At 74.0% G+C, this 21,472-nt stretch carries 20 protein-coding genes; 14 read left to right on the forward strand and 6 right to left on the reverse strand.

The features are described from left to right. Nucleotides 1–44: 44 nt before the first annotated feature. Nucleotides 45–821: a VOC family protein gene (locus AB8735_RS24360; RefSeq protein WP_372409375.1), complete on the forward strand. Its 777-nt coding sequence runs from the start codon at nucleotides 45–47 to the stop codon at nucleotides 819–821. On the opposite strand, the gene AB8735_RS24365 is transcribed toward AB8735_RS24360, so the two are convergent. Both AB8735_RS24365 and AB8735_RS24370 read right to left on the reverse strand, forming a co-directional pair. Then, on the reverse strand, nucleotides 793–1,662 hold the full coding sequence (locus tag AB8735_RS24365) for an alpha/beta fold hydrolase (RefSeq protein WP_372409376.1): 870 nt from the start codon (nucleotides 1,660–1,662) through the stop codon (nucleotides 793–795). The two genes, AB8735_RS24360 and AB8735_RS24365, sit on opposite strands and share 29 nt — an antisense overlap. 68 nt (nucleotides 1,663–1,730) lie before the next feature. Further along, nucleotides 1,731–4,145, reverse strand: coding sequence for a DEAD/DEAH box helicase (locus AB8735_RS24370; RefSeq protein WP_372409378.1), 2,415 nt, complete (start codon nucleotides 4,143–4,145; stop codon nucleotides 1,731–1,733). Between the two features lie 537 nt (nucleotides 4,146–4,682). On the opposite strand from AB8735_RS24370, the gene AB8735_RS24375 reads away from it, so the two are divergent. Then, nucleotides 4,683–5,432, forward strand: a complete 750-nt coding sequence (locus tag AB8735_RS24375; RefSeq protein ID WP_344020140.1) for a ferritin-like fold-containing protein — start codon at nucleotides 4,683–4,685, stop codon at nucleotides 5,430–5,432. A 50-nt stretch (nucleotides 5,433–5,482) separates the two neighbouring features. Here AB8735_RS24375 and AB8735_RS24380 read toward each other — a convergent pair whose 3' ends face one another. From AB8735_RS24380 to AB8735_RS24395, 4 genes are all read right to left on the reverse strand, one after another. Then, complete coding sequence (locus tag AB8735_RS24380; RefSeq protein WP_344020138.1) at nucleotides 5,483–5,773, reverse strand: hypothetical protein; 291 nt, start codon at nucleotides 5,771–5,773, stop codon at nucleotides 5,483–5,485. A 198-nt stretch (nucleotides 5,774–5,971) separates the two neighbouring features. Then, entirely contained in the window at nucleotides 5,972–6,199 is a 228-nt protein-coding gene (locus AB8735_RS24385) for a DUF3107 domain-containing protein (protein WP_344020136.1), read from the reverse strand. Nucleotides 6,200–6,357: 158 nt separating this feature from the next. Continuing rightward, the gene (locus tag AB8735_RS24390; protein ID WP_344020134.1) at nucleotides 6,358–6,993 is read right to left on the reverse strand and encodes a TetR/AcrR family transcriptional regulator; all 636 of its coding nucleotides are present in this window, start codon (nucleotides 6,991–6,993) and stop codon (nucleotides 6,358–6,360) included. A 175-nt stretch (nucleotides 6,994–7,168) separates the two neighbouring features. Beyond that, nucleotides 7,169–7,387, reverse strand: coding sequence for a hypothetical protein (locus tag AB8735_RS24395; RefSeq protein ID WP_344020132.1), 219 nt, complete (start codon nucleotides 7,385–7,387; stop codon nucleotides 7,169–7,171). 159 nt (nucleotides 7,388–7,546) lie between these two features. Between AB8735_RS24395 and AB8735_RS24400 the strand changes: the two genes are divergently transcribed. From AB8735_RS24400 to moeZ, 12 genes are all read left to right on the forward strand, one after another. Continuing rightward, nucleotides 7,547–8,542 (forward strand): alpha/beta hydrolase, encoded by a 996-nt coding sequence (locus AB8735_RS24400; protein ID WP_344020130.1) that lies wholly within the window; start codon nucleotides 7,547–7,549, stop codon nucleotides 8,540–8,542. Next, the gene (locus AB8735_RS24405) at nucleotides 8,535–9,617 is read left to right on the forward strand and encodes a DUF3152 domain-containing protein (protein WP_344020128.1); all 1,083 of its coding nucleotides are present in this window, start codon (nucleotides 8,535–8,537) and stop codon (nucleotides 9,615–9,617) included. Before AB8735_RS24400 ends, AB8735_RS24405 begins: the two co-directional genes overlap by 8 nt. A gap of 83 nt (nucleotides 9,618–9,700) precedes the next feature. Then, nucleotides 9,701–9,796: an Ms4533A family Cys-rich leader peptide gene (locus tag AB8735_RS24410; RefSeq protein WP_338399801.1), complete on the forward strand. Its 96-nt coding sequence runs from the start codon at nucleotides 9,701–9,703 to the stop codon at nucleotides 9,794–9,796. Nucleotides 9,797–9,979: 183 nt separating this feature from the next. Beyond that, nucleotides 9,980–11,725 (forward strand): ABC transporter substrate-binding protein, encoded by a 1,746-nt coding sequence (locus AB8735_RS24415; protein ID WP_372409381.1) that lies wholly within the window; start codon nucleotides 9,980–9,982, stop codon nucleotides 11,723–11,725. Continuing rightward, on the forward strand, nucleotides 11,722–12,726 hold the full coding sequence (locus AB8735_RS24420; protein WP_344020123.1) for an ABC transporter permease: 1,005 nt from the start codon (nucleotides 11,722–11,724) through the stop codon (nucleotides 12,724–12,726). Before AB8735_RS24415 ends, AB8735_RS24420 begins: the two co-directional genes overlap by 4 nt. Next, complete coding sequence (locus AB8735_RS24425; RefSeq protein ID WP_344020121.1) at nucleotides 12,723–13,712, forward strand: ABC transporter permease; 990 nt, start codon at nucleotides 12,723–12,725, stop codon at nucleotides 13,710–13,712. The genes AB8735_RS24420 and AB8735_RS24425 overlap by 4 nt, the downstream gene beginning before the upstream one ends. Next, on the forward strand, nucleotides 13,709–15,304 hold the full coding sequence (locus AB8735_RS24430; RefSeq protein ID WP_372409383.1) for a dipeptide ABC transporter ATP-binding protein: 1,596 nt from the start codon (nucleotides 13,709–13,711) through the stop codon (nucleotides 15,302–15,304). The genes AB8735_RS24425 and AB8735_RS24430 overlap by 4 nt, the downstream gene beginning before the upstream one ends. Before the next feature lie 276 nt (nucleotides 15,305–15,580). Continuing rightward, a complete protein-coding gene (locus AB8735_RS24435; RefSeq protein WP_372409384.1) occupies nucleotides 15,581–17,098 on the forward strand; it encodes a DUF3492 domain-containing protein in 1,518 nt (505 codons plus the stop codon). Then, nucleotides 17,095–18,123 carry a hypothetical protein gene (locus tag AB8735_RS24440; RefSeq protein WP_372409386.1) on the forward strand — a complete coding sequence of 343 codons (1,029 nt, stop codon included), beginning with the start codon at nucleotides 17,095–17,097 and terminating at the stop codon, nucleotides 18,121–18,123. Before AB8735_RS24435 ends, AB8735_RS24440 begins: the two co-directional genes overlap by 4 nt. A 46-nt stretch (nucleotides 18,124–18,169) precedes the next feature. After that, nucleotides 18,170–19,084: an NAD(P)-dependent oxidoreductase gene (locus tag AB8735_RS24445; protein ID WP_199892790.1), complete on the forward strand. Its 915-nt coding sequence runs from the start codon at nucleotides 18,170–18,172 to the stop codon at nucleotides 19,082–19,084. Then, on the forward strand, nucleotides 19,072–19,827 hold the full coding sequence (locus AB8735_RS24450) for a spherulation-specific family 4 protein (protein WP_372409390.1): 756 nt from the start codon (nucleotides 19,072–19,074) through the stop codon (nucleotides 19,825–19,827). The genes AB8735_RS24445 and AB8735_RS24450 overlap by 13 nt, the downstream gene beginning before the upstream one ends. Nucleotides 19,828–19,890: 63 nt before the next feature. Next, nucleotides 19,891–21,069 (forward strand): adenylyltransferase/sulfurtransferase MoeZ, encoded by a 1,179-nt coding sequence (moeZ, locus tag AB8735_RS24455; RefSeq protein ID WP_344020111.1) that lies wholly within the window; start codon nucleotides 19,891–19,893, stop codon nucleotides 21,067–21,069. The last annotated feature ends 403 nt before the right edge of the window (nucleotides 21,070–21,472 follow it).

A 21,472-nucleotide genomic window follows, 5' to 3' on the forward strand; every position in this document is an offset into this window, starting at 1 on the left:
GCACCGCACGCGTCACAGCGTTCACAGGAGAGAGGCGATCGGCCATGGCCGCTACCGAGCACGCGCGGCCGGGGACGCCCTGCTGGGTGAGCCTGCAGACCGCCGACCTCACCGCGGCGCAGAAGTTCTACGGAGCGGTGCTCGGCTGGACCTTCCGGCCCGGCTCGCTGGGCGAGGACTTCTGCGTGGCGCTCTCCGGCAACCGCGCCGTCGCCGGCCTCGGCAACGTCGCCCGCACCATGGGCGTCCCCGTCTCCTGGACCTGCTACTTCGCCGTGGACGACGCCGACGCGGTCGCCTCGCGGGTGCGCGAGCGCGGCGGCACCGTCGCGGTGGGCCCGCTCGCCTTCGGCCCCGGCCGGGCCGCCCTCGCGGCCGACCCGGCCGGGGCGGTCTTCGGCTTCTGGGAGGGCCGGGTCCTGCGCGACTGGCGGATCGGCCGCGGCGCCGCCCCCGCCTGGCTGGAGCTGCGCACCCGCGACTGCTTCGACGCCGCGCTCTTCTACAGCGGCATCTTCCTGTGGGACCAGAGCCAGGAGACCGACGTCGGCTACGAGGACGACGTGGTGCTGGTGAGCGTCGGCGGACACACGGTGGCCTGCCTGCGCGGCGGCGGCGTCGAGGCCGCCCCCGACCCCAAGGTCCGGCCGCGCTGGCACGTCTACTTCCGCGTCGACAACGTCGAGAAGGCGGTCGAGGCGGCCCTCCTGGCCGGCGGCTCGGTGGCCGCCGAGCCCGGCCTGTCCGTGGTCGGCCATGAGGCCACGCTCTGCGACCACGAGGGCGGCATCTTCACCGTGACGTCGGGTCCGCCGGACTGACCGCGTCCCAGAAGGCGAGCAGCGCGGCGGCCGTCGGGCCGGGCCGCTCGGCGGCGGGGGAGTGGCCCGCCCCCGCGATCACCGTGCGGCGGGCGCCCAGCGCGGCGGCCATCGCGTCCATCGCCGGCACCGGCCAGGCGAAGTCCTCCTGGCCGGACAGGACGTGCTTGGGCGGCGCCGTGCGGGCGAGCTCCGCCGTCCGGTCGGCCGTCTCGATCAACTGACGTCCCGCGCCCACCAGTTGGGCCGGGTTCGTGCCCGTCCAGCGGCGGTGGTGGAACGCGTCCTGCGCCGCCTCCGGGCCGTCCAGGCGCACCTTCTCCCGCCACACGCTCTCCATGTCGAGCTTCAGCTCCGCGAGAGCGTGGATCAGCAGCCGCGTGCGGTCGCGCTGTTCGGCGCCGACCGCCGCCGGGCCGCTGCTCATCAGGGTGAGCGAGCGGAACGGGCGGGCGTCGGCGAGCACGGCCGCGCGGGCGACCAGACCGCCGAAGGAGTGGCCGAGCAGATGCACCGGCCCGTCGCCGAGGGCATCCGCCTGGGCGAGCACGTCCAGCGCCAACTCGTCGAGCGCATAGGCGCGTTCGTCGTCCGGACCCGGGCTCTCGTACTGGCCCCGGCCGTCCACGGCGACGGCCCGCACACCGGCCCGTGCCAGGGGCTCCAGCAGGGCGATGAAGTCCTCCTTGCTGCCGGTGAACCCCGGGACCAGCAGCACGGTGCCGCGCGGCCGGCCCCCGCCCTCCGGTCGTGCGTCGTGGACGGCGAACTCCCCCCGGGCGGTGGCGAGACGGTACGCGTGCGCGCACCCGGGCAAGGTGAGGAAGGGCGGCCTGCTCATGCCCCCGAGGCTAACGCGGCGCAGCCCTGCCCCACCGCGCGAGCGCGATGGGGCAGGGCTGGGAACCGCTACGCCGTGGCCTCGGCCTCCGCCGGTGCCGCCGCCTTGCGGACCACCCGGCGGCGCTTCGGCTTGGCCTCCGCCTCCGCCGGCTCCGCGCTCTCGGCGGTCTCCACCGGTGCGGCGGCCTTCTTGACGACGCGTCGGCGCTTCGGCTTCTCCTCGGCAGGGGTCTCGGCGGCCGGCTCGGCGGCCTCCGCGACCGCCTTCTTGACGGTGCGGGTCCGCTTCGGCTTGACCTCGGCCTCGCCTTCGGCGGCCGCCTTCTTGACCGTGCGGGTCCGCTTGGGCTTGGCCTCGGGCTCCGCGCCCTCGGCGGTCTCGACCGCCGCGGCGGCCTTCCTGGCCGTGCGGGTCCGCTTCGGCTTCTCCTCGACGACCTCGGTGACCTGGGCGGCCTCCGGTGCCTCGGCCGCCTCCACGGTGGCCTTCCGGACGACCCGGCGCCGCTTGGGCTTCTCCTCGGCCTCCGGCACGGCCGCGGTCTCCACGGCTTCGGTGGCCTCGGCGGTGACATCGGCGGTGACCTCGGCGGTGGCCTTCCGGACGACGCGGCGGCGCTTGGGCTTCTCCTCCGCCTCCGGCACGGCCGCGGCCTCCACGGCCTCCACCGGCGCGGTGGCCTTGCTCACGGCCCGGCGGCGCTTCGGCTGGGTCTCGGCCTCGGCCTTCGCCGGCTCGACGGCCACGACGGGCTCGACCGTCTTGGTGGCGGCCGCTGCCGCAGCCGCGGCGGCCTGACGCAGGATGGCGGCCTCGACCGTCTCGAAGCCCACCTCGGCCACCGGCTCGACCGGCGCGGCGACCCGGCGCACGGGCGCCCGGCGGGCCGGCGGGGCCTGGACCGGTACGGCGGCGGCGCGGCGGCGCGGAGCGGCCGGAGCCGCCTTGGGCTCCGGGCTCTTCTCCGGGCTCTTCACGGGGGCGGAGGCGACGGGAGCCTCGACGGGCGCGGCGGCCGTGTTCCGCGTCCGGCGACGGCGCCGCGGCCGGGCCGGGGTCTCGGGAGCGGTCGTCTCCGTGACGGTCGTCTCCACTGCGGTCGTCTCCACGGCGGTGGCGACGGCCGGGGCCTCGTCGGCGACCGGTGTCGTCGTCGGCACGGTCGCGTCCAGCGCCGTACCCCCGCGGGTCCGGCGCCGCTGCCGCGGCGTCCGCGTCCGCTCCGGGCGCTCCTCGGCGGCGGCCGGAGCGGCCTTGGGGCCACGGCCCCGGCCCGCACCGCGGCCGCCCGTCTCGCCGAGGTCCTCGATCTCCTCCGCCGCGAGCCCGGCCCGGGTCCGCTCGGAGCGGGGCAAGGTGCCCTTCGTCCCGGCGGGGATGTTCAGCGCCTCGAACAGGTGCGCGGAGGTGGAGTACGTCTCCTCCGGCTCGTCGAAGCCGAGCTCCAGCGCCTTGTTGATCAGCTTCCAGCGCGGGACGTCGTCCCAGTCGACCAGGGTGACGGCCGTGCCGGACTTGCCCGCGCGGCCGGTGCGGCCGGTGCGGTGCAGATAGGTCTTCTCGTCCTCGGGGGACTGGTAATTGATGACGTGCGTGACGTTGTCGACGTCGATGCCGCGCGCGGCGACGTCGGTGCAGACCAGCACGTCGATCTTGCCGTTGCGGAAGGCGCGCAGCGCCTGCTCGCGGGCGCCCTGGCCGAGGTCGCCGTGGACCGCGCCGGAGGCGAAGCCGCGGCGGAGGAGCTGGTCGGCGATGTCGGCGGCCGTCCGCTTCGTCCGGCAGAAGATCATCGCGCGGTCGCGGCCCTCGGCCTGGAGGATCCGGGAGACGATCTCCGGCTTGTCCATGGAGTGGGCGCGGAAGACGTGCTGCGCGATGTTGGCGTGGGTCTGGCCCTCGTCGTCCGGCGAGGTGGCGCGGATGTGCGTGGGCCGGTCCATGTAGCGGCGGGCCAGGGAGATGACGGCGCCGGGCATGGTGGCCGAGAAGAGCATGGTCTGCCGGTTGGCCGGCAGCATGGTGATGATGCGCTCGACGTCGGGCAGGAAGCCCAGGTCGAGCATCTCGTCGGCCTCGTCCAGGACGAGGGCCTTGACGTGCGCGAGGCTCAGCTTCTTCTGGCCGGCCAGGTCGAGCAGCCGGCCGGGGGTGCCGACGACGACGTCGCAGCCGGCCTTGAGGGCCTCGACCTGCGGCTCGTACGCCCGGCCGCCGTAGATCGCCTGGACGCGCACATTGCGCACCTTGCCGGCGGTGAGGAGGTCGTTGGTGACCTGCTGGCACAGCTCGCGGGTGGGGACGACGATCAGCGCCTGCGGGGTGTCGGTCAGCTGACCGGGCTCCGCCCGGCCCGCCTCGACGTCGGCGGGGACGACGACGCGCTCCAGCAGGGGGAGGCCGAAGCCGAGGGTCTTGCCCGTACCGGTCTTGGCCTGGCCGATCACATCGGAGCCCGAGAGGGCGACCGGGAGCGTCATCTCCTGGATCGGAAAGGGGTGGACGATGCCGACGGCCTCAAGCGCCTCGGCGGTCTCGGGGAGGATCCCGATTTCTCGGAAAGTGGTGCGGTTCTCGGAAGTGTCCGGCGTGTTCAGGGTGCTGCCTCTTCTGTGAGACGCGGCGAATGGCGGCGAAGGGGGTCGTACGAGGAGTCCGTACGTACCGCGCCGGAGTACTCACCGGCCGGAAGCCGGATGGCGCGGGACCACTGCCTTCGCGCGAGCACACGTGCCGCGAGCGGATCCCTCCTGGTCTGCGTACGCCTCGTACGCACCGCGGGGAGGGCGGTCGGTTTTGTGGAAGCCGATCGGGCCACCGACCGGGCATCCGCTGGCGCTCCGGGGACTCGCTCCCGGAGGAACCGGCATGGATATGGCCGGCCGAATACGCGGCTGGCCATATAGCACTCTACCCCGGAAAGACGCACATGTGCCCGGGCCGTTCGTCCCGAGGGCCTCGGACGAGTGGCTGACCAGGCCCTTCCGTCCACGCCACGGCGGGCTATGGTTCCGTTCATGGAGACGTCCGACAAGGCCGCAGCGGCCGCAGAAGGCCCTGCCGAAGAACCCACCGGAATCGCCGCCCAGGACTGGGCGCAGGCGTCCGCCGACCCCCGCTACCGCGCCGCGGTCGTGGACCTGCTCGGCGCCCTCGCCTATGGCGAGCTGGCCGCCTTCGAGCGGCTCGCGGAGGACGCGAAGCTGGCGCCCACGCTGGGCGACAAGGCGGAGCTGGCCAAGATGGCGGCCGCGGAGTTCCAGCACTTCCAGCGGCTGCGCGACCGGCTGGCGGCGGTCGACGCCGAGCCGACCGGGGCCATGGAGCCCTTCGCGGCGCCGCTCGACGAGTTCCACCGCCAGACCGCCCCCTCCGATTGGCTGGAGGGCCTGGTCAAGGCGTATGTGGGCGACTCGATCGCCAGTGACTTCTACCGGGAGGTCGCGGCCCGGCTGGACTCCGACACCCGGGCCCTGGTGCTCGCCGTCCTCGACGACACCGGCCACGCCACATTCGCGGTCGAGAAGGTCCGGGCCGCCATCGAGGCGGACCCGCGGGTCGGCGGCCGGCTGGCGCTGTGGGCGCGGCGGCTGATGGGCGAGGCGCTCTCGCAGGCGCAGCGCGTCGTCGCCGACCGGGACGCCCTGTCGACGATGCTCGTGGGCGGGGTGGCCGACGGCTTCGACCTGGCGGAGGTCGGGAAGATGTTCTCGCGCATCACCGAGGCGCACACCAAGCGGATGGCCGCGCTGGGCCTGGCCGCCTGATCCGCGCGGGCGGCGCACGCCGTATCACCGGGGCCCCGTCGGGGTCCGCCTCAGGCCGTGGCTGAGCGGCGGGGCGGGCCCGAGGGCCCCGCGGCGGGGCGCAGCAGCAGGGAGAGCAGGGCGACCGACAGCACCAGCGCCGCGGCCAGCGTGCCGGCGAAGTGGCCGGGGCCCAGGACCGAGTGCGCCAGGAGGGCGCCGAAGAGGGCGGCCACCGGGCCGGTGCCCAGGGCCAGCGTCCGGGAGCCGAACCGCCCGAGGCGGGCGGGCAGCCAGCGCAGGGCTCCATAGGAGACGGCGAGGCCGATGAGCACCGAGCCCAGCGCTTCCCAGAAGATCATGTCGGTCTTCCCTCCCGTACCGCGGACCGGCAGCAGGTGCAAAACGGTCGTAGCGGTCTTACCCCTTGACCACCCCGGGCAACCCTGCTCCGCACGACGGTCCGGTCACCGAAGTCACCGTCGGGCAACGGCGGTCGGCGGACATGGGAAGGGCCCCGGTGCACCGCGCACCGGGGCCCTTCCGTAGTCGTCGACCGCTCAGAGCGTGCTGAAGCCGACCCGCCGGATGGCGGGCTGGCCGATCTCCACGTAGGCCAGCCGGTCGGACGGGACCAGGACCTTGCGGCCGTGCTCATCCGTCAGGCTGAGCAGCTGCGCCTTGCCGGCGAGCGCGTCGGCGACCGCGCGCTCGACCTCCTCGGCGGACTGACCGCTCTCCAGAACGATCTCGCGGGGCGCGTGCTGCACGCCGATCTTGACCTCCACGGCTACTGTCCCTCCGAAGGTGTGCGGTCCCCACGGTGTGTGGCCCCGGGGGAGAGGTGCGCGGACGAGCCGCGCCGTACGGTCCACACATTAGCCCGCTGCCCAGGGGCACCGGGCCCCGGCCGTACACGCTCGCAGCGAACAGCCGGGGTACGGGGTCAGTTACCGTCGCCGTTCTTCGGGAAGCCCGCGATGCCCCGCCACGCCAGCGAGGTCAGCAGCTGGACGGCCGTGCCGCGCGGGACGGTGCTGCCGCTGGAGAGCCAGTAGCGGGCCACGACCTGGGAGACGCCGCCCAGCCCGACGGCCAGCAGCATGGCCTCCTCCTTGGCCAGGCCGGTGTCCTCGGCGATGACCTCGCTGATCGCCTCGGCGCAGGCCAGGGAGACGCGGTCCACGCGCTCGCGCACGGCGGGCTCGTTGGTCAGGTCGGACTCGAAGACCAGGCGGAAGGCGCCGCCCTCGTCCTCGACGTAGGCGAAGTAGGCGTCCATCGTGGCGGCCACGCGCTGCTTGTTGTCCGACGTGGACGCCAGCGCCGTGCGCACCGCCTGGAGCAGGTTGTCGCAGTGCTGCTCCAGCAGGGCCAGGTAGAGGTCGAGCTTGCCGGGGAAGTGCTGGTACAGGACCGGCTTGCTGACGCCGGCGCGCTCGGCGATGTCGTCCATGGCTGCCGCGTGGTACCCCTGCGCGACGAAGACCTCCTGGGCGGCGCCCAGGAGCTGGTTGCGTCGGGCTCGGCGCGGCAGGCGCGTGCCCCGCGGGCGCGCCTCGGTCTGCTCGATGGCTGTCACGCCGCCTCCCATGTGTGTTCAAGCACGGTGTGCACCGCGCCCGCCATCGTACTTTTGGGTAACCGGACCGTGCGTGGCCGGAGAGGAGAATTTCACCGGGCGGACGCTGTGGGAAGCCCACAAAAATCAGACAATTCCCACAGGCCTGCCCGGCCCGCCCCGCCGGACGCGCCCGTCACCGGTAGTCGTCCTCGTCCAGCTCCACGACCCGGGCCTGCTCGGCGCGGTCCGCCTCGTTCGCCTCCGGGCCGTCGGCCGCCGGGTCCTCGTCGCGGTGGGGGGCCAGGTCGGCGTGCTGTTCGGCCGCGTCCGCCTCGGGGGCCTCGACATCGAGCTGGACGGTGCCGTCCTCCTCGTCCTCGAAGGTCTCCGGGTCGGTCGGATCGACAGGCATGCGAATCCCTTTCGTCATCCCTTGCAACTCCACGGCATCCAGGATGAGCGCCCTCGTGTTCCTGCCTATGAGCCTAGGAGGTCCGGCCCCGGACCGCCAGGCGATCTGTGACGGCCACCACAGGGGTTTCCGGCGTGATCGTCTCGTAACATTGCCCGCATGTCCGAGACCGAGTCGCCGGCCGCCCACGCCGTGCCCGTGGTGCCGCCCGTGCCGTCCGCGCAGGTCGACGAGGGGGAACGGGTGCGCACGGCGCCCCTGCCGGGAGCGACGCTCACCGTGCGGTACCGGCCGCCGGCCGCTCCGGGGGCCGAGCCCGCGCTCTTCGTCCACGGCCTCGGCGGCTCGTCGCAGAACTGGTCGCCGCTGATGGCCCTGCTCGCGGACGAGCTGGACTGCGAGGCCGTCGACCTGCCCGGATTCGGCGACGCGCCGCCGCCCGACGACGGCGACCACTCCATCACCGCGTACGCACGGGTGGTCATCCGCCATCTCGACGCGGGCGGCCGCGGGCCGGTGCACCTCTTCGGCAACTCGATGGGCGGGGCCATCGCCACCCGCGTCGCGGCCGTCCGCCCCGATCTGGTGCGCACCCTGACCCTCGTCTCGCCCGCCCTGCCGGAGCTGCGGCCGCAGCGCACGGCGTGGCCCACCGCGCTGATGGCCGTCCCGGGGATGGTCCCGCTCTTCGCCCGGCTGACCCGGGACTGGACGCCGGAGCAGCGCACGCGTGAACTGCTGGCCCTCTGCTACGGGGACCCCCAACGGGTGACACCGGAGGGGTTCGCGCGCGCGGTCGAGGAGTACGAGCGAAGGCTGGAGCTCCCGTATTTCTGGGATGTGATGGCGCGCTCGGCCCGCGGGGTGGTGGACGCGTACACCCTGGGCGGTCAGCATTCGCTGTGGCGGCAGGCCGAGCGCGTCCTTGCCCCTACTCTGCTGGTGTACGGAACGCGCGACCGCCTCGTCTCGTACCGCATGGCCCGCCGGGCGGGCAGGGCGTTCCGCGACGCGCGGCTGCTGACCCTGCTGGGCTCGGGCCACGTCGCGATGATGGAGGACCCGGACGCGGTGGCCCGTGCCGTCCGCGAACTCCTCGCGGACACCGTCGACACCGTCACGACGTCGGAACGGAGCGCCACGCCCCGTGGGTAAACACAGCGCACGTGCCCCCCAGGCGGAACGGGAGGCCACCGGGGAGATCCCGGTCGTCCCCCCTTCCGCGGCGCGGGGTTCCCTCCGGACCGAGCCCTGGGAGCCGGTGGGCCGGTCCGCGGTGCGGGGTCCGGCCATCGGCTGGGGCGTCATCGGGCGGCAGGCCGGACCGCCGCCCGCCGACCCCCCGCCCGCCCCGGCGGGGGACGGGGGCGCCCGGCGGTCCGGCGGCGCGCGCGGCGGTTCGCCGGGCGGGGCGCACCGGGCCGGCGGGGGCATGGGCCGGACGGTCACCGGGGTGGCCGCCGCGGTGGTGACCGCCGTACTGGCCGTGATCGTGGCCGGCCAGGTCGAGGACGGTACGGAGAGCAAGGCGCAGGCCCGTACCCAGGACGCGGACCGGCGGCACGGGCCGGACGCCGCTTCCCGGTCGGACAGCCGGCCGACGCCCAACGGCGGCGCCGTGGCGCCGGCCACGTACGACCAGAAGATGGCGCGCAAGTACCCGCTGGACAAGGGGGCGAAGGGATCGGGGGAGTTCGCGGCCGTCCCGGGCCGCGACAAGGCCCCCGGAAAGGGTGAGGTCCTCCGCTTCCGCGTTGACGTGGAGAAGGGACTGCCGCTCGACGGCGCGCTGTTCGCCACCGCCGTCCACCGGACCCTGAACGACGACCGCAGTTGGGGGCACGGCGGCGCCCGCACCTTCGAGCGTGTCTCCTCCGGCCCGGCCGACTTCGTGGTGACCCTCGCCAGCCCGGGGACGACGGCGCGCTGGTGCGCCAAGTCGGATCTGGACACCACCGTGGACAACGTCTCCTGCGACTCCGCCGCCACCGACCGCGTCATGATCAACGCCTATCGGTGGGCGCAGGGCGCCGACACCTACGGCGACCGGATGCACGAGTACCGGCAGATGCTCATCAACCACGAGGTCGGCCACCGCCTCGGGCACAACCACGAGACCTGTACGAAGTCCGGGGCGCTGGCCCCGGTGATGATGCAGCAGACCAAGTTCCTCAAGGCGGAGGACGGGACGACCTGCCGCCCCAACCCCTGGCCCTATCCGGGACGTTGATCATTTCCCGGAATGCGGGACATTTCGTCTCGCATTCCGGGACACCTTTGTCAGCGGCCGAAAATTCGTTCAGGCTGCTCTGCATGTCGCGCCACCACCACACCTACGAGCACGCCGGCTTCGAGCTGGCGCTGATCGGTGTGGCCGCGCACGCCGTCGCCGACATCCACTGTCGCTAGAGACCGCCTCTTCCCCCTTTCCCCGCTTTCCCCCGCGCAGTTCCTCGCGCGCCGCTTCCGTGCGCCGCGCCCGCCGGGGCGGTCCCGTGTGCTCCGTGCGCCCTCCTCCGCCGCCTTCCGCGGGTGCGTCCTGTCCCGGACGCCTCTTTTCTCTCCCCGCTCCCGCGAAAGGCATGTGCCGTCATGCGCCATCCGTCCGCCCACCGCCGCCGCGTCGCCGTGGCCGCCCTCGTCGTCGCCGTCGTCACCGGGGCCGCGGCCTGCGGCCCCAAGGACGGCGGCGGTGACGCCGGGAGTGCCGACGGGGCCGGCGGCGCGCCGAAGAAGGGCGGCACGCTGACCGTCCTCAACAGAGCGCCGCAGAAGCAGTTCGACCCCGCCCGGCTCTACACCTCCGGCGGCGGCAACGTCCCCTCGCTGGTCTTCCGCACCCTGACCACCCGCCACCGCGCCAACGGCGCCGAGGGCACCAAGGTCGTCCCCGACCTCGCCACCGACACCGGCAAGCCCAGCGACGACGCCAAGGTGTGGACGTACCGTCTCAAGGACGGCCTCACGTACGAGGACGGCTCGCCCATCACCAGCGCCGACATCAAGTACGGCATCGAGCGCTCCTTCGCCGCCGAACTCTCCGGCGGCGGGCCCTACTTGCGCGACTGGCTGATCGGCGGGCAGGACTACCAGGGCCCCTACAAGGCTGCGTCCGACGGAAAGACGGGAAAGGGGCTGGACTCGATCGAGACGCCGGACGCGAGGACCATCGTCTTCCACCTCCGCAAGTCCGAGGGAGACTTCCCCTACCTCGCCACCTCCACCCAGTTCGCGCCCGTCCCCAAGGCGAAGGACACCGGCGCCAAGTACGCCGAACACCCCGTCTCCTCGGGCCCGTACAAGGTCGTCAGGAACACCGGCGACGGCGAGCGCCTGCTGCTGGAGCGCAACCCGCACTGGTCGGAGGCGACCGACAAGGAGCGGCACGCCTACCCCGACACCATCGACGTCCGCTCCGGCCTCTCCCCGGCCGTCATCAACCAGCGGCTGTCCACCGGCTCCGGGGCCGACGCGGCCGCGGTGACCACCGACACCAACCTCGGCCCCGCCGAGCTCGCCCAGGTCACCAACGACAAGAAGCTCGCCTCGCGGGTCGGCACCGGTCACTTCGGTTACACCAACTACCTCGCGTTCAACCCCGAGTCGAAGCCCTTCGACGACCCGAAGGTGCGGCAGGCCGTCGCCTATGCCATCAACCGCACCAGCGTCGTCAACGCCGCCGGCGGCTCCTCGCTCGCCGAGCCGGCCACCACCTTCCTGCCGAACCAGAAGCCGCTCGGCTACACGCCGTACGACCACTTCCCGGCCGGGAAGACCGGCGACCCGGACAAGGCGAAGGAGCTGCTGAAGGAGGCCGGGCACCCGGACGGGCTGGAGATCACCCTCACCCACTCCACCGCGGCGAACTTCGAGACCGGCCCGGACGTGGCCACGGCTGTCCAGGAGGCCCTGAACAAGGCCGGGTTCAAGGTCAGGCTGGAGGGCCTGGAGGACAACGCCTACGAGGACAAGATCCACAGCGTCAAGGACCAGCCGGGCCTCTTCCTCGGCCACTGGGGCGCCGACTGGCCGTCCGGCGGCCCGTTCCTGGCCCCGATCTTCGACGGGCGCCAGATCGTCAAGGACGGCTACAACTTCAACTCCGGCCGGCTGGACGACTCCAAGGTCAACGACGAGATCGACGCCATCAACAAGATCACGGACCATGACGCCGCCGCCAAGCGCTGGGGCGCCCTGGACGTGAAGATCGGCGAACAGGCCCTGACCGTCCCGCTGTTCCACCCGGTCTACAAGCGCCTCTACGGCAAGGACGTCAAGAACGTCGTCATCAGCGACTGGACCGGTGTCCTCGACGTCTCGCAGGTCGCGGTCAAGTGACCGAGCTCCTCACCGCTCCGTCCGGCCCGTCCGGCACCGAGGCGGGGGCCGCGGCCCCCGCCTCCGGCGCCCGCCAGGTCTGGCGGCGGCTCCGCGCCCGCAAGGCGGCGCTCGCGGCCGCCGCCGTCCTCGGCCTGCTCGTCGTCCTCGCCCTCGGCGCGCCGCTGTTCGCGGCGCTGGAGGGCCAGGACCCCACCACGTACCACGACGGCCTCGTCGACTCCGCGCGCGGCGGCGTGCCCGTCGGACCGTTCGGCGGGATCAGTGCCGAGCACTGGCTCGGCGTCGAACCCGGCACCGGGCGCGATCTGTTCGTACGACTTCTCTACGGCGCCCGCGTCTCGCTGGCCGTCGCCGTCGGGGCCACGCTCGTCCAGGTCCTCATCGGTGTCGTCGTCGGCCTGGCCGCCGCGCTCGGCAACCGGCTCGCCGACAGCGTGCTCGGCCACCTCACCGATGTGATGGTGGCCCTGCCGCTGCTGGTGTTCGCCATCGCCGTGACCGCTGTCGCCCCCGAGGACTTCCCGCGCCCGCTGCTGCTCGTCGTCGTCATCGGACTGATCGCCTGGGGCGCGATGGCCCGCCTCGTGCGCGCCCAGGCGCTCGGCCTGCTCAAGCTCGACTATGTCTCGGCCGCGCGGCTCTCCGGCGCCTCCACCTGGCGGATCGCCCGGCGCGAGCTGCTGCCCGGGCTCGCCGCGCCGGTGATCACCTACGCGGCCGTGATGCTGCCGCAGAACATGCTCAACGAGGCGTCCATGTCGTTCCTCGGCGTCGGCATCAAGCCGCCGACCCCGTCCTGGGGCCAGATGCTGTCCTCGGCCACCACCTGGTTCCGCGCGGACCCGCTGTATGTGGTCCTGCCGGCCCTGATGCTCTTCGTCACCACCTTCGCCTTCACCGTGCTGGGGGACACCGTGCGCGCCGCGCTCGACCCGCGCGAGGCGTCGCGGCTGCGCGTGGGGCGCAAGCGTCGTACGCGTAAGGGGGGCTCGTCGTGATCTCCTACGTCGCGCGCCGTCTCCTCGGCGTGCTCGCCGTCCTCCTCGTGCTGTCCGTCGTCGTCTACGCGACCTTCTACCTCGCCCCCGGCGACCCGGCCCGGCTGGCCTGCGGGCCCAAGTGCGACCCCGAGCAGGTCCGCCAGGTCCGGGCCCAACTGGGCCTCGACCAGCCGGTGTACGTCCAGTACTGGCACTTCCTCACCGGCATCGTCACCGGGCACGACTACTCCACCGGCACCGGCGTCCGGCACTGCGACGCGCCCTGCCTCGGACTGTCCTTCCAGAGCGACCAGCCCGTCACCGACCTGATCGTCCAGCGGCTGCCCGCCACCGCCTCCCTCGCGGCCGGCGCCATGGTCCTGTGGCTGGTCATCGGCATCGGCAGCGGGCTGCTGTCCGTCCTGCGGCGCGGCGGCGTCACCGAACGCGTGCTCACCTGGATCACCCTGGCCGGCACCGCCACGCCCGTCTTCATCAGCGGCATCGGGCTGCTGATGCTGTTCTGCGCCTATCTGGAGTGGCTGCCGTTCCCGACGTATGTGCCGCTCGTGGACGACCCCGAGCAGTGGGCCTGGAACCTGCTCCTGCCCTGCCTCGCGCTGGCGCTCCTGGAGGCCGCGAAGTACGCGCGGATGACGCGGAGTTCGCTGCTGGAGACGCTGGCCGAGGACCACGTCCGCACCTTCCGCGCCTACGGCGTGGGCGAGCGGGCGATCGTCGGGCGGCACGCGCTGCGCGGCGCCCTGGCGCCCGTCATCGCCCTGACGGCCGCCGACTTCGGGTCGATGTTCGGCAACGCGATGCTGACGGAGACCATGTTCGGTCTGCCGGGCGTGGGGCAGCTGCTCGTGCACGCCACACAGACCATCGACCTGCCGGTCGTCGTGGGACTGGTGATGGTCACCGGTGCCGCCGTGGCGATCGCCAACATCGTGGCGGACGTGCTGTACGCCGTCGCCGACCGGAGGGTGGCCCTGCGATGACCGCGAAGTCCCTGGTATCGGTGGAGGGGCTGTCGGTCTCCTTCCCGTCGGCCGGCGGGCCGCCGGTGCGGGCCGTGGAGGACCTCTCCTTCTCGCTCGCCCCCGGCGGCGCGCTCGGCATCGTCGGCGAGTCCGGCTCCGGCAAGAGCACCGCCGCCTACGCGCTGCTCGGGCTGCACCGCGGCACGGGCGCGGACGTCACCGGCACCGTACGGGTCGCCGGGCACGACGTCACGGCGGCGGACGAGGCGGAGCTGCGCCGCGTACGGGGCGGCGTGGCCGCCATGGTCTTCCAGGACCCGCTCTCCTCGCTCGACCCCTACCAGGCCGTCGGCGACCAGATCGCCGAGGTCCACCGGGTCCACCACCGGGGCGTCTCGCGGCGCGCCGCCCGCGCGCGGGCCGTCGAGGTGCTCGACCGGGTCGGCATCCCCGACGCCGCCCGGCGCGCGCGGTCGCGTCCGCACGAGTTCAGCGGCGGCCAGCGGCAGCGGGCCCTGATCGCCATGGCCGTGGCCTGCGCGCCGCGGCTGCTCGTCGCGGACGAGCCGACGACGGCGCTGGACGTCACCGTGCAGGCACAGATCCTGGGCCTGCTGCGGGAGTTGCGCGAGGAGACGGGCATGGGGCTCGTCCTCGTCACCCATGACCTGGGGGTGGCCGCGGGCAGCGTCGACGAGCTGCTGGTGATGCGGGGCGGGCGCGCGGTGGAGCGCGGTCCGGTGCGCGAGGTGCTCCGCGCGCCGGCCGAGCCGTACACGCGCGAGCTGCTGGACGCCGTGCCGCGCGTGGAGGAGCGGCGGGCGCCGGTCGCTTCCTCCGATGGCCCGGTGCTGCTCGAAGCGACCGGTCTGCGGCAGGAGTTCGGGCGGGGGCGGCGCTCCGTCACCGCCGTGGACGGGGTCTCGTTCACCCTGCGGGCCGGGGAGACGGTCGGTGTCGTGGGCGAGTCGGGGAGCGGGAAGACGACGCTGGGGCGGATGCTGGTGCGGCTGCTGCGGCCGACCGATGGTGAACTGCGGTATAGGGGGCGGGACATCGGAGGCATGAAGGAGCGGGAGCTGCGGTCCTTCCGCAGCGAGCTCCAGATGGTCTTCCAGGACCCGGTGTCCTCGCTCAACCCGCGGCGCAGCGTCGGCGAGTCGATCGCCGATCCGCTGCGGGTGGCCGGGCGGCTGGGCGAGAAGGAGATCGTCGCCCGGGTGCGCGACCTGCTGGAGCGGGTCGGGCTCGATCCGGACGCGTACCACCGCTATCCGCACGAGTTCAGCGGCGGGCAGCGGCAGCGCGTCGGGATCGCGCGGGCGCTGGCCCCGTCGCCCAAGGTCGTCGTCTGCGACGAGCCGGTGTCGGCGCTGGACGTCACGACGCAGGCGCAAGTCGTCTCGCTGCTGGGGGAGTTGCAGCGGGAACTGGGGCTGGCGCTGGTGTTCATCGCGCATGACCTGGCGGTGGTACGGCAGGTGAGCGACCGGGTGGTCGTGATGCGGGGTGGGCGTGTGGTGGAGGAGGGGGTGGCGGATGCGGTGTACGAGCGGGCGGAGCATCCGTATACGCGGGGGTTGCTGGAGGCGGTGCCGCGGGTGGGGTGAGTGCGGGGTGGGTTGCCCCCTCCGGGGAGCTTGAGGACTTCGCCCGAAGGGCGAATGGGGGTCCGGGGGTCTCCCCCGGAAGAAACGGTGAAAGGGCGGGACCGGGGCAACCCTCCCCCCGCGCGGCCCCCATAACGCGCCCCCAAACCCCAAAGTCACGCCCGTTCACCCCTTCCGGTGGTGCGACGGACAACCGTCCGCCGCGCCACCGGCGAGCCCCCATAGCGTGCTCCCGGCTGCCGTACGACGGAGAAGATCGGGGGTGCGCTCGTGCGCGTGGGACTGCTGACCGAGGGTGGGTACCCGTACGCCGCGGGGGAGGGCGGCGAGTGGTGCGACCGGCTGGTGCGCGGCCTGGCCCGGCACGAGTTCGAGGTCTACGCGCTGAGCCGCAGCGCCCGTCAGGAGGAGGGCGGTTGGTATGCGTTGCCCGGCAACGTCCGCCGGATCAGGGCCGCTCCACTGTGGGGCGGCCCCGCGGGGTCCGCGCAGGGCCGCGCCGGCGGCACGTATGGCCGCCGCGAACGCCAGCGCTTCACCGGCCACTTCGGTGACCTGGCCGCCGCCCTCACCACCCCGGGCGATCAGGCGTACCGTTTCGCCGAGGGCCTCTACGGCCTCGCCGACCTCGCCCGCGACGAGGGCGGCCTCGCCTGCGCGCTCCGCTCGGAGGCCGCCCTGCGCGCCCTGGAGGCGGCCTGCCGCGCCCCCGGCGCCCACCCCGGCGCGTACGGCGCCCGCGTCGCCGACCTGCTCGTCGTCTCCGGACTGCTGGAGCGCGCCCTGCGCCCGCTCTCCCTCGACTGGTACGGGGCCCCGGACGGCGACCTGGGGCTCGCGGGAGTGGACCTGTGCCACGCCGCCTCCGCCGGGCCGGCCGCCCTCCCGGGGCTGCTGGCCCAGCGCTTCTTCGGCACCCCGCTGCTCGTCACCGAGTACGGTGTCCGCCTGCGCGAGCACTACCTGGCCGGACCGGCGGGCCTGTCGCTCTCCGTCCGCACCCTGCTCTCCGCCTTCCACCGCCTGCTGGCCGGCGAGATCTACGCCCGGGCCGCCCTGATCACCCCCGGCGACGCCCAGGTGCGGCGCTGGCAGGAGCGCTGCGGCGCCGACCGCGCCCGGCTGCGCACCGTCCCCCCGGGCGTGGACGCCGGGCTGTACGAGGCGGTGGGCGAGGCCTGCCCCGAGGACGGCCCGGCGACGCCCGGCGGACCGCTCCTCCTGCTGGCCGGCGGCCCGCCCGAACCCTGGCTGTGGGAGGCGTTCACCGTGCTGCGGATGGCCGAGCCCGGGGTGTGGCTGGCCGTCACCGGCACCGCCCCGGACGCCCCGCTGCCCGAGGGCGTCGCCCGCGTCGCCGCCTGCGGCCCCGACGACTACGCCGCCGCGGACGCCGTCGTCGTCTGCGCCCCCGGCGACGGCTTCCCCGTCCCGCTGGCCGAGGCCATGTTCTGCGGCCGGGCCGCGGTCGCCCCCGACACCGCCGCGGTCCGCGAAGTCCTCGGCGGCACCGGCCTGGTGGTGCCCCCGCGCGACCCCCACGCCCTCGCGGAGGCGTGCCTCACGCTGTTGCGCGACCCCGGGTACGGACGGCGGCTCGGCACCGCGGCCCGCGCCCGTGCCCTCGAACTCTTCACCGTGGAGCAGAACATCGCCTCCTTCGGCGCCATCTACCTCGAACTCCTCTCCCGCGCCCCGGTCCGGCACGACCTCGCGCCGCCGCTCGACGGGCCGGTCCGCACCCTCGCCGCCGCCCCCCGGTCCGCCTCGCCCACCTGGGCGGGCCGCCGGTGACGTCGACGACACAGCACGCCCCCTCCCCGGTGCTGTCCTCCGGCCCGGCCGACATATCCGCTGCACCGGCCGGCCCCCGTCCCGACCCGGTCCGGGCCCTGCTGCGCGACCACCACGCGCTCTGTGCCGGCGCCGTGGACCCCCTGGAGATCGCCGCCGGCCTGGAGGCGCACGGCGTCACCGACCGCACGGCCGCCGACTGCGGTCACCGCGACGTCTTCTCGCTCGCGGAGGAGCTGCACGCCCGGGTGGAGCGCGGCGGACCGCCGCCCGTCGCCGGGCACGTTCCCCCGGCCGCCGGGGGGGCGTGCCCGGCCCGGCCGGGGGGCGGTGGTGTCCTAGGCGCCCTGGCCGGGCTCTGGCTGCTCGGCTACGGGCTGTTCGGTGACGCTCTCCGGCGCGGCCACCGCCTCCCCGGTGCGCACGCCCTGGCCGCGGCCGCCGCGCCGACCGCCCTGGCGCTGGCCTGCGCCGTCGCCCCCGCGGCCTGGTGCGCGCACGCCTTCGCCGGATATGCCCGGCGCAGGCTCACCGGCAGCCGGTCGCTGGCCGAGTTCCACGGCCGCGTCCGGCGGGCGCTGCTGGCCTCGGTCACCGTCTTCCTCGGCGTCCTGTGCGCCTGCGTCGCCCTGGCCCGCTCGGCCCTGCCCGCCGCCGGGGCCGCCGCGCCGCCCGCCCTCGCCGCCGTCGCCCTGGGGTCCCTGCTCTTCCTGGCCGGGCTCTGCACCGCGCACGGCACGGCCCGCCCGGCCCGCGCCGCCTGTCTCGCCGCCTGCGCCGCCGAGGCCGTGCCGCTGGCCGCGCTGCTCGCCGCCCGCCTCCCCGGCTGCTCCGCGCTCGACCGGCCCGTCACCTGGCTGACCGGCGCCCACGGCCCGGCCGTGGTCCCCCTCGTGGCGTGCGCCGTACCGGCGTTCGCCCTCCTCGTCCACGCCGTCACCGTCCTGCCCCGGGCCGCCGTCCACGGCCGGGGGGATCTCCCGACCGCGTCCGCCGCACACCCGTCAGAGGAGCACGCACCATGACCGTTCACCCCACCGGCACCACCGGGCGAGAGCGAGGACGCGACCGATGAGGGTCCTGTTGCTCGGCGCCAACGGCTACCTCGGCCGCTTCGTGGCCGACCGGCTGCTCGCCGACCCCGCCGTCCAGCTCACCGCCCTGGGCCGCGGCGACGACGCGGACGTCCGCTTCGACCTGGCCACCGGCAGCCCCGGCGCGCTCACCCGGTTCCTGAACGCCGTCCACCCCGGCGTCGTCATCAACTGCGCGGGCGCCACCCGCGGCGGGGCCCGCGACCTCGCCCGGCACAACACGGTGGCCGTGGCCACCGTCTGCGAGTCCCTGCGCCGCAGCGGCTGCGGCGCCCGTCTGGTGCAGCTGGGGTGTTCCTCGGAGTACGGGCCCTCGCAGCCCGGCTCGTCCACCGCCGAGGACGCCGTGCCGCGCCCCGGCGGCCCGTACGGCGTCAGCAAACTCGCCGCCACCGAACTGGTGCTGGGCTCCGGGCTCGACGCCATCGTGCTGCGGGTCTTCTCGCCCGTCGGCCCCGGCACCCCCGCCGGGTCCCCGCTGGGCCGCCTCGCCGAGGCCATGCGCCGCGCCATGCAGAACGGGGACAACGAGCTCAAGCTCACCGGCCTCGGCGTCCAGCGGGACTTCGTGGACGTCCGCGACATCGCCCGGGCCGTGCACGCCGCCTCCCTGTCCGCGGCCCAGGGCGCCGTCAACATCGGCACCGGCCGGGCCGTCCGGCTGCGCGAGGCCGCCTCCCTGCTCGCCCGCGTCGCCGGCTTCGGGGGCGCGCTGCACGAGCTGGACGACCCGCACCTGGGCGCCGCCCCCGCCTATCCCTACCCGGACGGCTGCGGCGGCTGGCAGCAGGCCGACGTGCGCACCGCGCGCGACCGGCTCGGCTGGCGGCCCCGGATCGGGCTGGAGGAGTCGCTGGCCGACATCTGGATGGAGGCCGCGTGTCGCATCTGATCTCCTCGGGGAACCGACGGCCGGTCCCGGCCGGGAAGGTCCCGCTGCGGCTGGGGATCCCCGGCTTCGCCCACCCCCTCGTCGCCCCCGTGGAGTGGGGCCGGCTCTGCCGGGCCGGGCTGCCGCTGGAGTGGGCCGTGCTCGGCGGCGCGTCCGGCGGCCCGGGCAGCCGCCCCGACCCGTACTACGCGGCCGCCGCCGCCCCTCTGCGGAACGTGGGCGTCCGGGTGCTGGGCCACCTCGACGCCGGGTACGGGTCCCGGCCCTTCGGCGAACTCCTCTCGGACGCCCAGCGTTTCCTCAACTGGTACAAGGTGGACGGCTTCGCCCTGGCCCGCTGCCCCGCCGACAGCGGGGCGCTCGCCGACGTCCGCCGGGTGACCGGCGCGCTGCGCACCCTCTGCGACCGGGCGTACCTCGTCCTCGCGCACGGCAGCCACCCCGTCCCCGGCTACGCGGCGCTCGCCGACCAGTTGGTGACCTTCACCGGGCCGTGGAACCGCTACCGCTGGTCCCGCCCGGCCGACTGGACCGCCGACCACGCCCCCGGCCGCTTCTGCCACCTGGTGCACAGCGTGCCGCGCGACCATCTCAAGGAAGCCCTGTGCATCGCCCGCCGGCAGGGCGCCGGCACGGTCTACATGACCGACCGCACCGACCGGGACGGACTGGACCCCTGGGAGTCCATGCCCGGCTATTGGGACGAGTTCATCTCGAACATCGGACCTGGTGTCTCGGAATGAGCCGGGGCGTGGCAGTGTTACGGGAATTGACGACCGCCCTTTCTTCCGACCTACGGAGACCCCGTGTCGCTGCCACCCCTGGTTGAGCCGGCCGCCGAGCTCACCGTCGACGAGGTTCGCAGGTACTCCCGCCACCTGATCATCCCGGACGTCGGGATGGACGGGCAGAAGCGGCTCAAGAACGCCAAGGTGCTCTGCGTCGGTGCCGGCGGCCTCGGTTCGCCCGCCCTGATGTACCTCGCCGCGGCCGGTGTGGGCACGCTGGGCATCGTGGAGTTCGACGAGGTCGACGAGTCCAACCTCCAGCGGCAGATCATCCACAGCCAGTCGGACATCGGCCGCTCCAAGGCCGAGTCCGCGCGCGACTCCGTGCTCGGCATCAACCCGTATGTGAATGTCGTCCTCCACCAGGAGCGCCTGGAGGCGGAGAACGTCAAGGAGATCTTCTCCCAGTACGACCTGATCGTCGACGGCACCGACAACTTCGCCACGCGCTACCTCGTCAACGACGCGTGCGTGCTGCTCAACAAGCCTTATGTCTGGGGCTCGATCTACCGCTTCGACGGCCAGGCGTCCGTCTTCTGGAGCGAGCACGGCCCCTGCTACCGCTGCCTCTACCCCGAGCCCCCGCCGCCGGGCATGGTCCCCTCCTGCGCCGAGGGCGGCGTGCTGGGTGTCCTCTGCGCCTCGATCGGCTCCATCCAGGTCACCGAGGCGATCAAGCTGCTGGCGGGGGTCGGCGATCCGCTGGTCGGGCGGCTGATGATCTACGACGCCCTGGAGATGACCTATCGGCAGGTCAAGGTCCGCAAGGACCCCGACTGCGCGGTCTGCGGCACGAACCCGTCGGTGACGGAGCTCATCGACTACGAGGCGTTCTGCGGCGTCGTCTCGGAGGAGGCCCAGGCGGCCGCCCTCGGCTCGACGATCACCCCCAAGCAGCTGAAGGAATGGCTGGACGAGGGCGAGAACATCGACGTCATCGACGTCCGCGAGCCCAACGAGTACGAGATCGTCTCCATTCCGGGGGCGCGGCTGATCCCGAAGAACGAGTTTCTGATGGGCAATGCGCTCCAGGACCTGCCGCAGGACAAGAAGATCGTCCTGCACTGCAAGACGGGGGTGAGGTCGGCGGAGGTGCTCGCGGTGCTGAAGTCGGCGGGGTTTGCGGATGCGGTGCATGTTCAGGGTGGCGTGATTGGTTGGGTCAACCAGGTGGAGCCGCATAAGCCGGTGTATTAGGCGGGGGGTTGCTCCCCGCCCCGCCCTTTCGCCGTTTCCGCAGGGGCGTCGCCCCTGCGGGACCCCGCTGGCGCGCTGCCGCGGGGGGGCCGCGCTTCGCGCGGGTGGGCGGGGCTTCGCCCCTGCGCCCCACCGGGGGCTTCGCCCCCTGGCCCCCTGACCGGGGCTGCGCCCCTGGCCCCCCCGAAGCGCCCTGCGGGCGCTGTCCTCAGGCGCCGGACGGGCTGGATAGTTGCCCCTGCCCCGCCCTTTCACCGTTTCTTCCGGGGAGACCCCGGACCCCGTCCGCCCTCCGGGCGGAGTCCTCAAGCGCCGGACGGGCTGAAGTGCGCGCCCGGGCTTTGGATTCCGGCCCGGGCGCACAATCCAGCCCGTCCGGCGTTTGAGGACGAGCGGCGAAGCC

This window comes from Streptomyces luteireticuli, from assembly GCF_041519305.1.
Classification (GTDB): domain Bacteria; phylum Actinomycetota; class Actinomycetes; order Streptomycetales; family Streptomycetaceae; genus Streptomyces; species Streptomyces luteireticuli.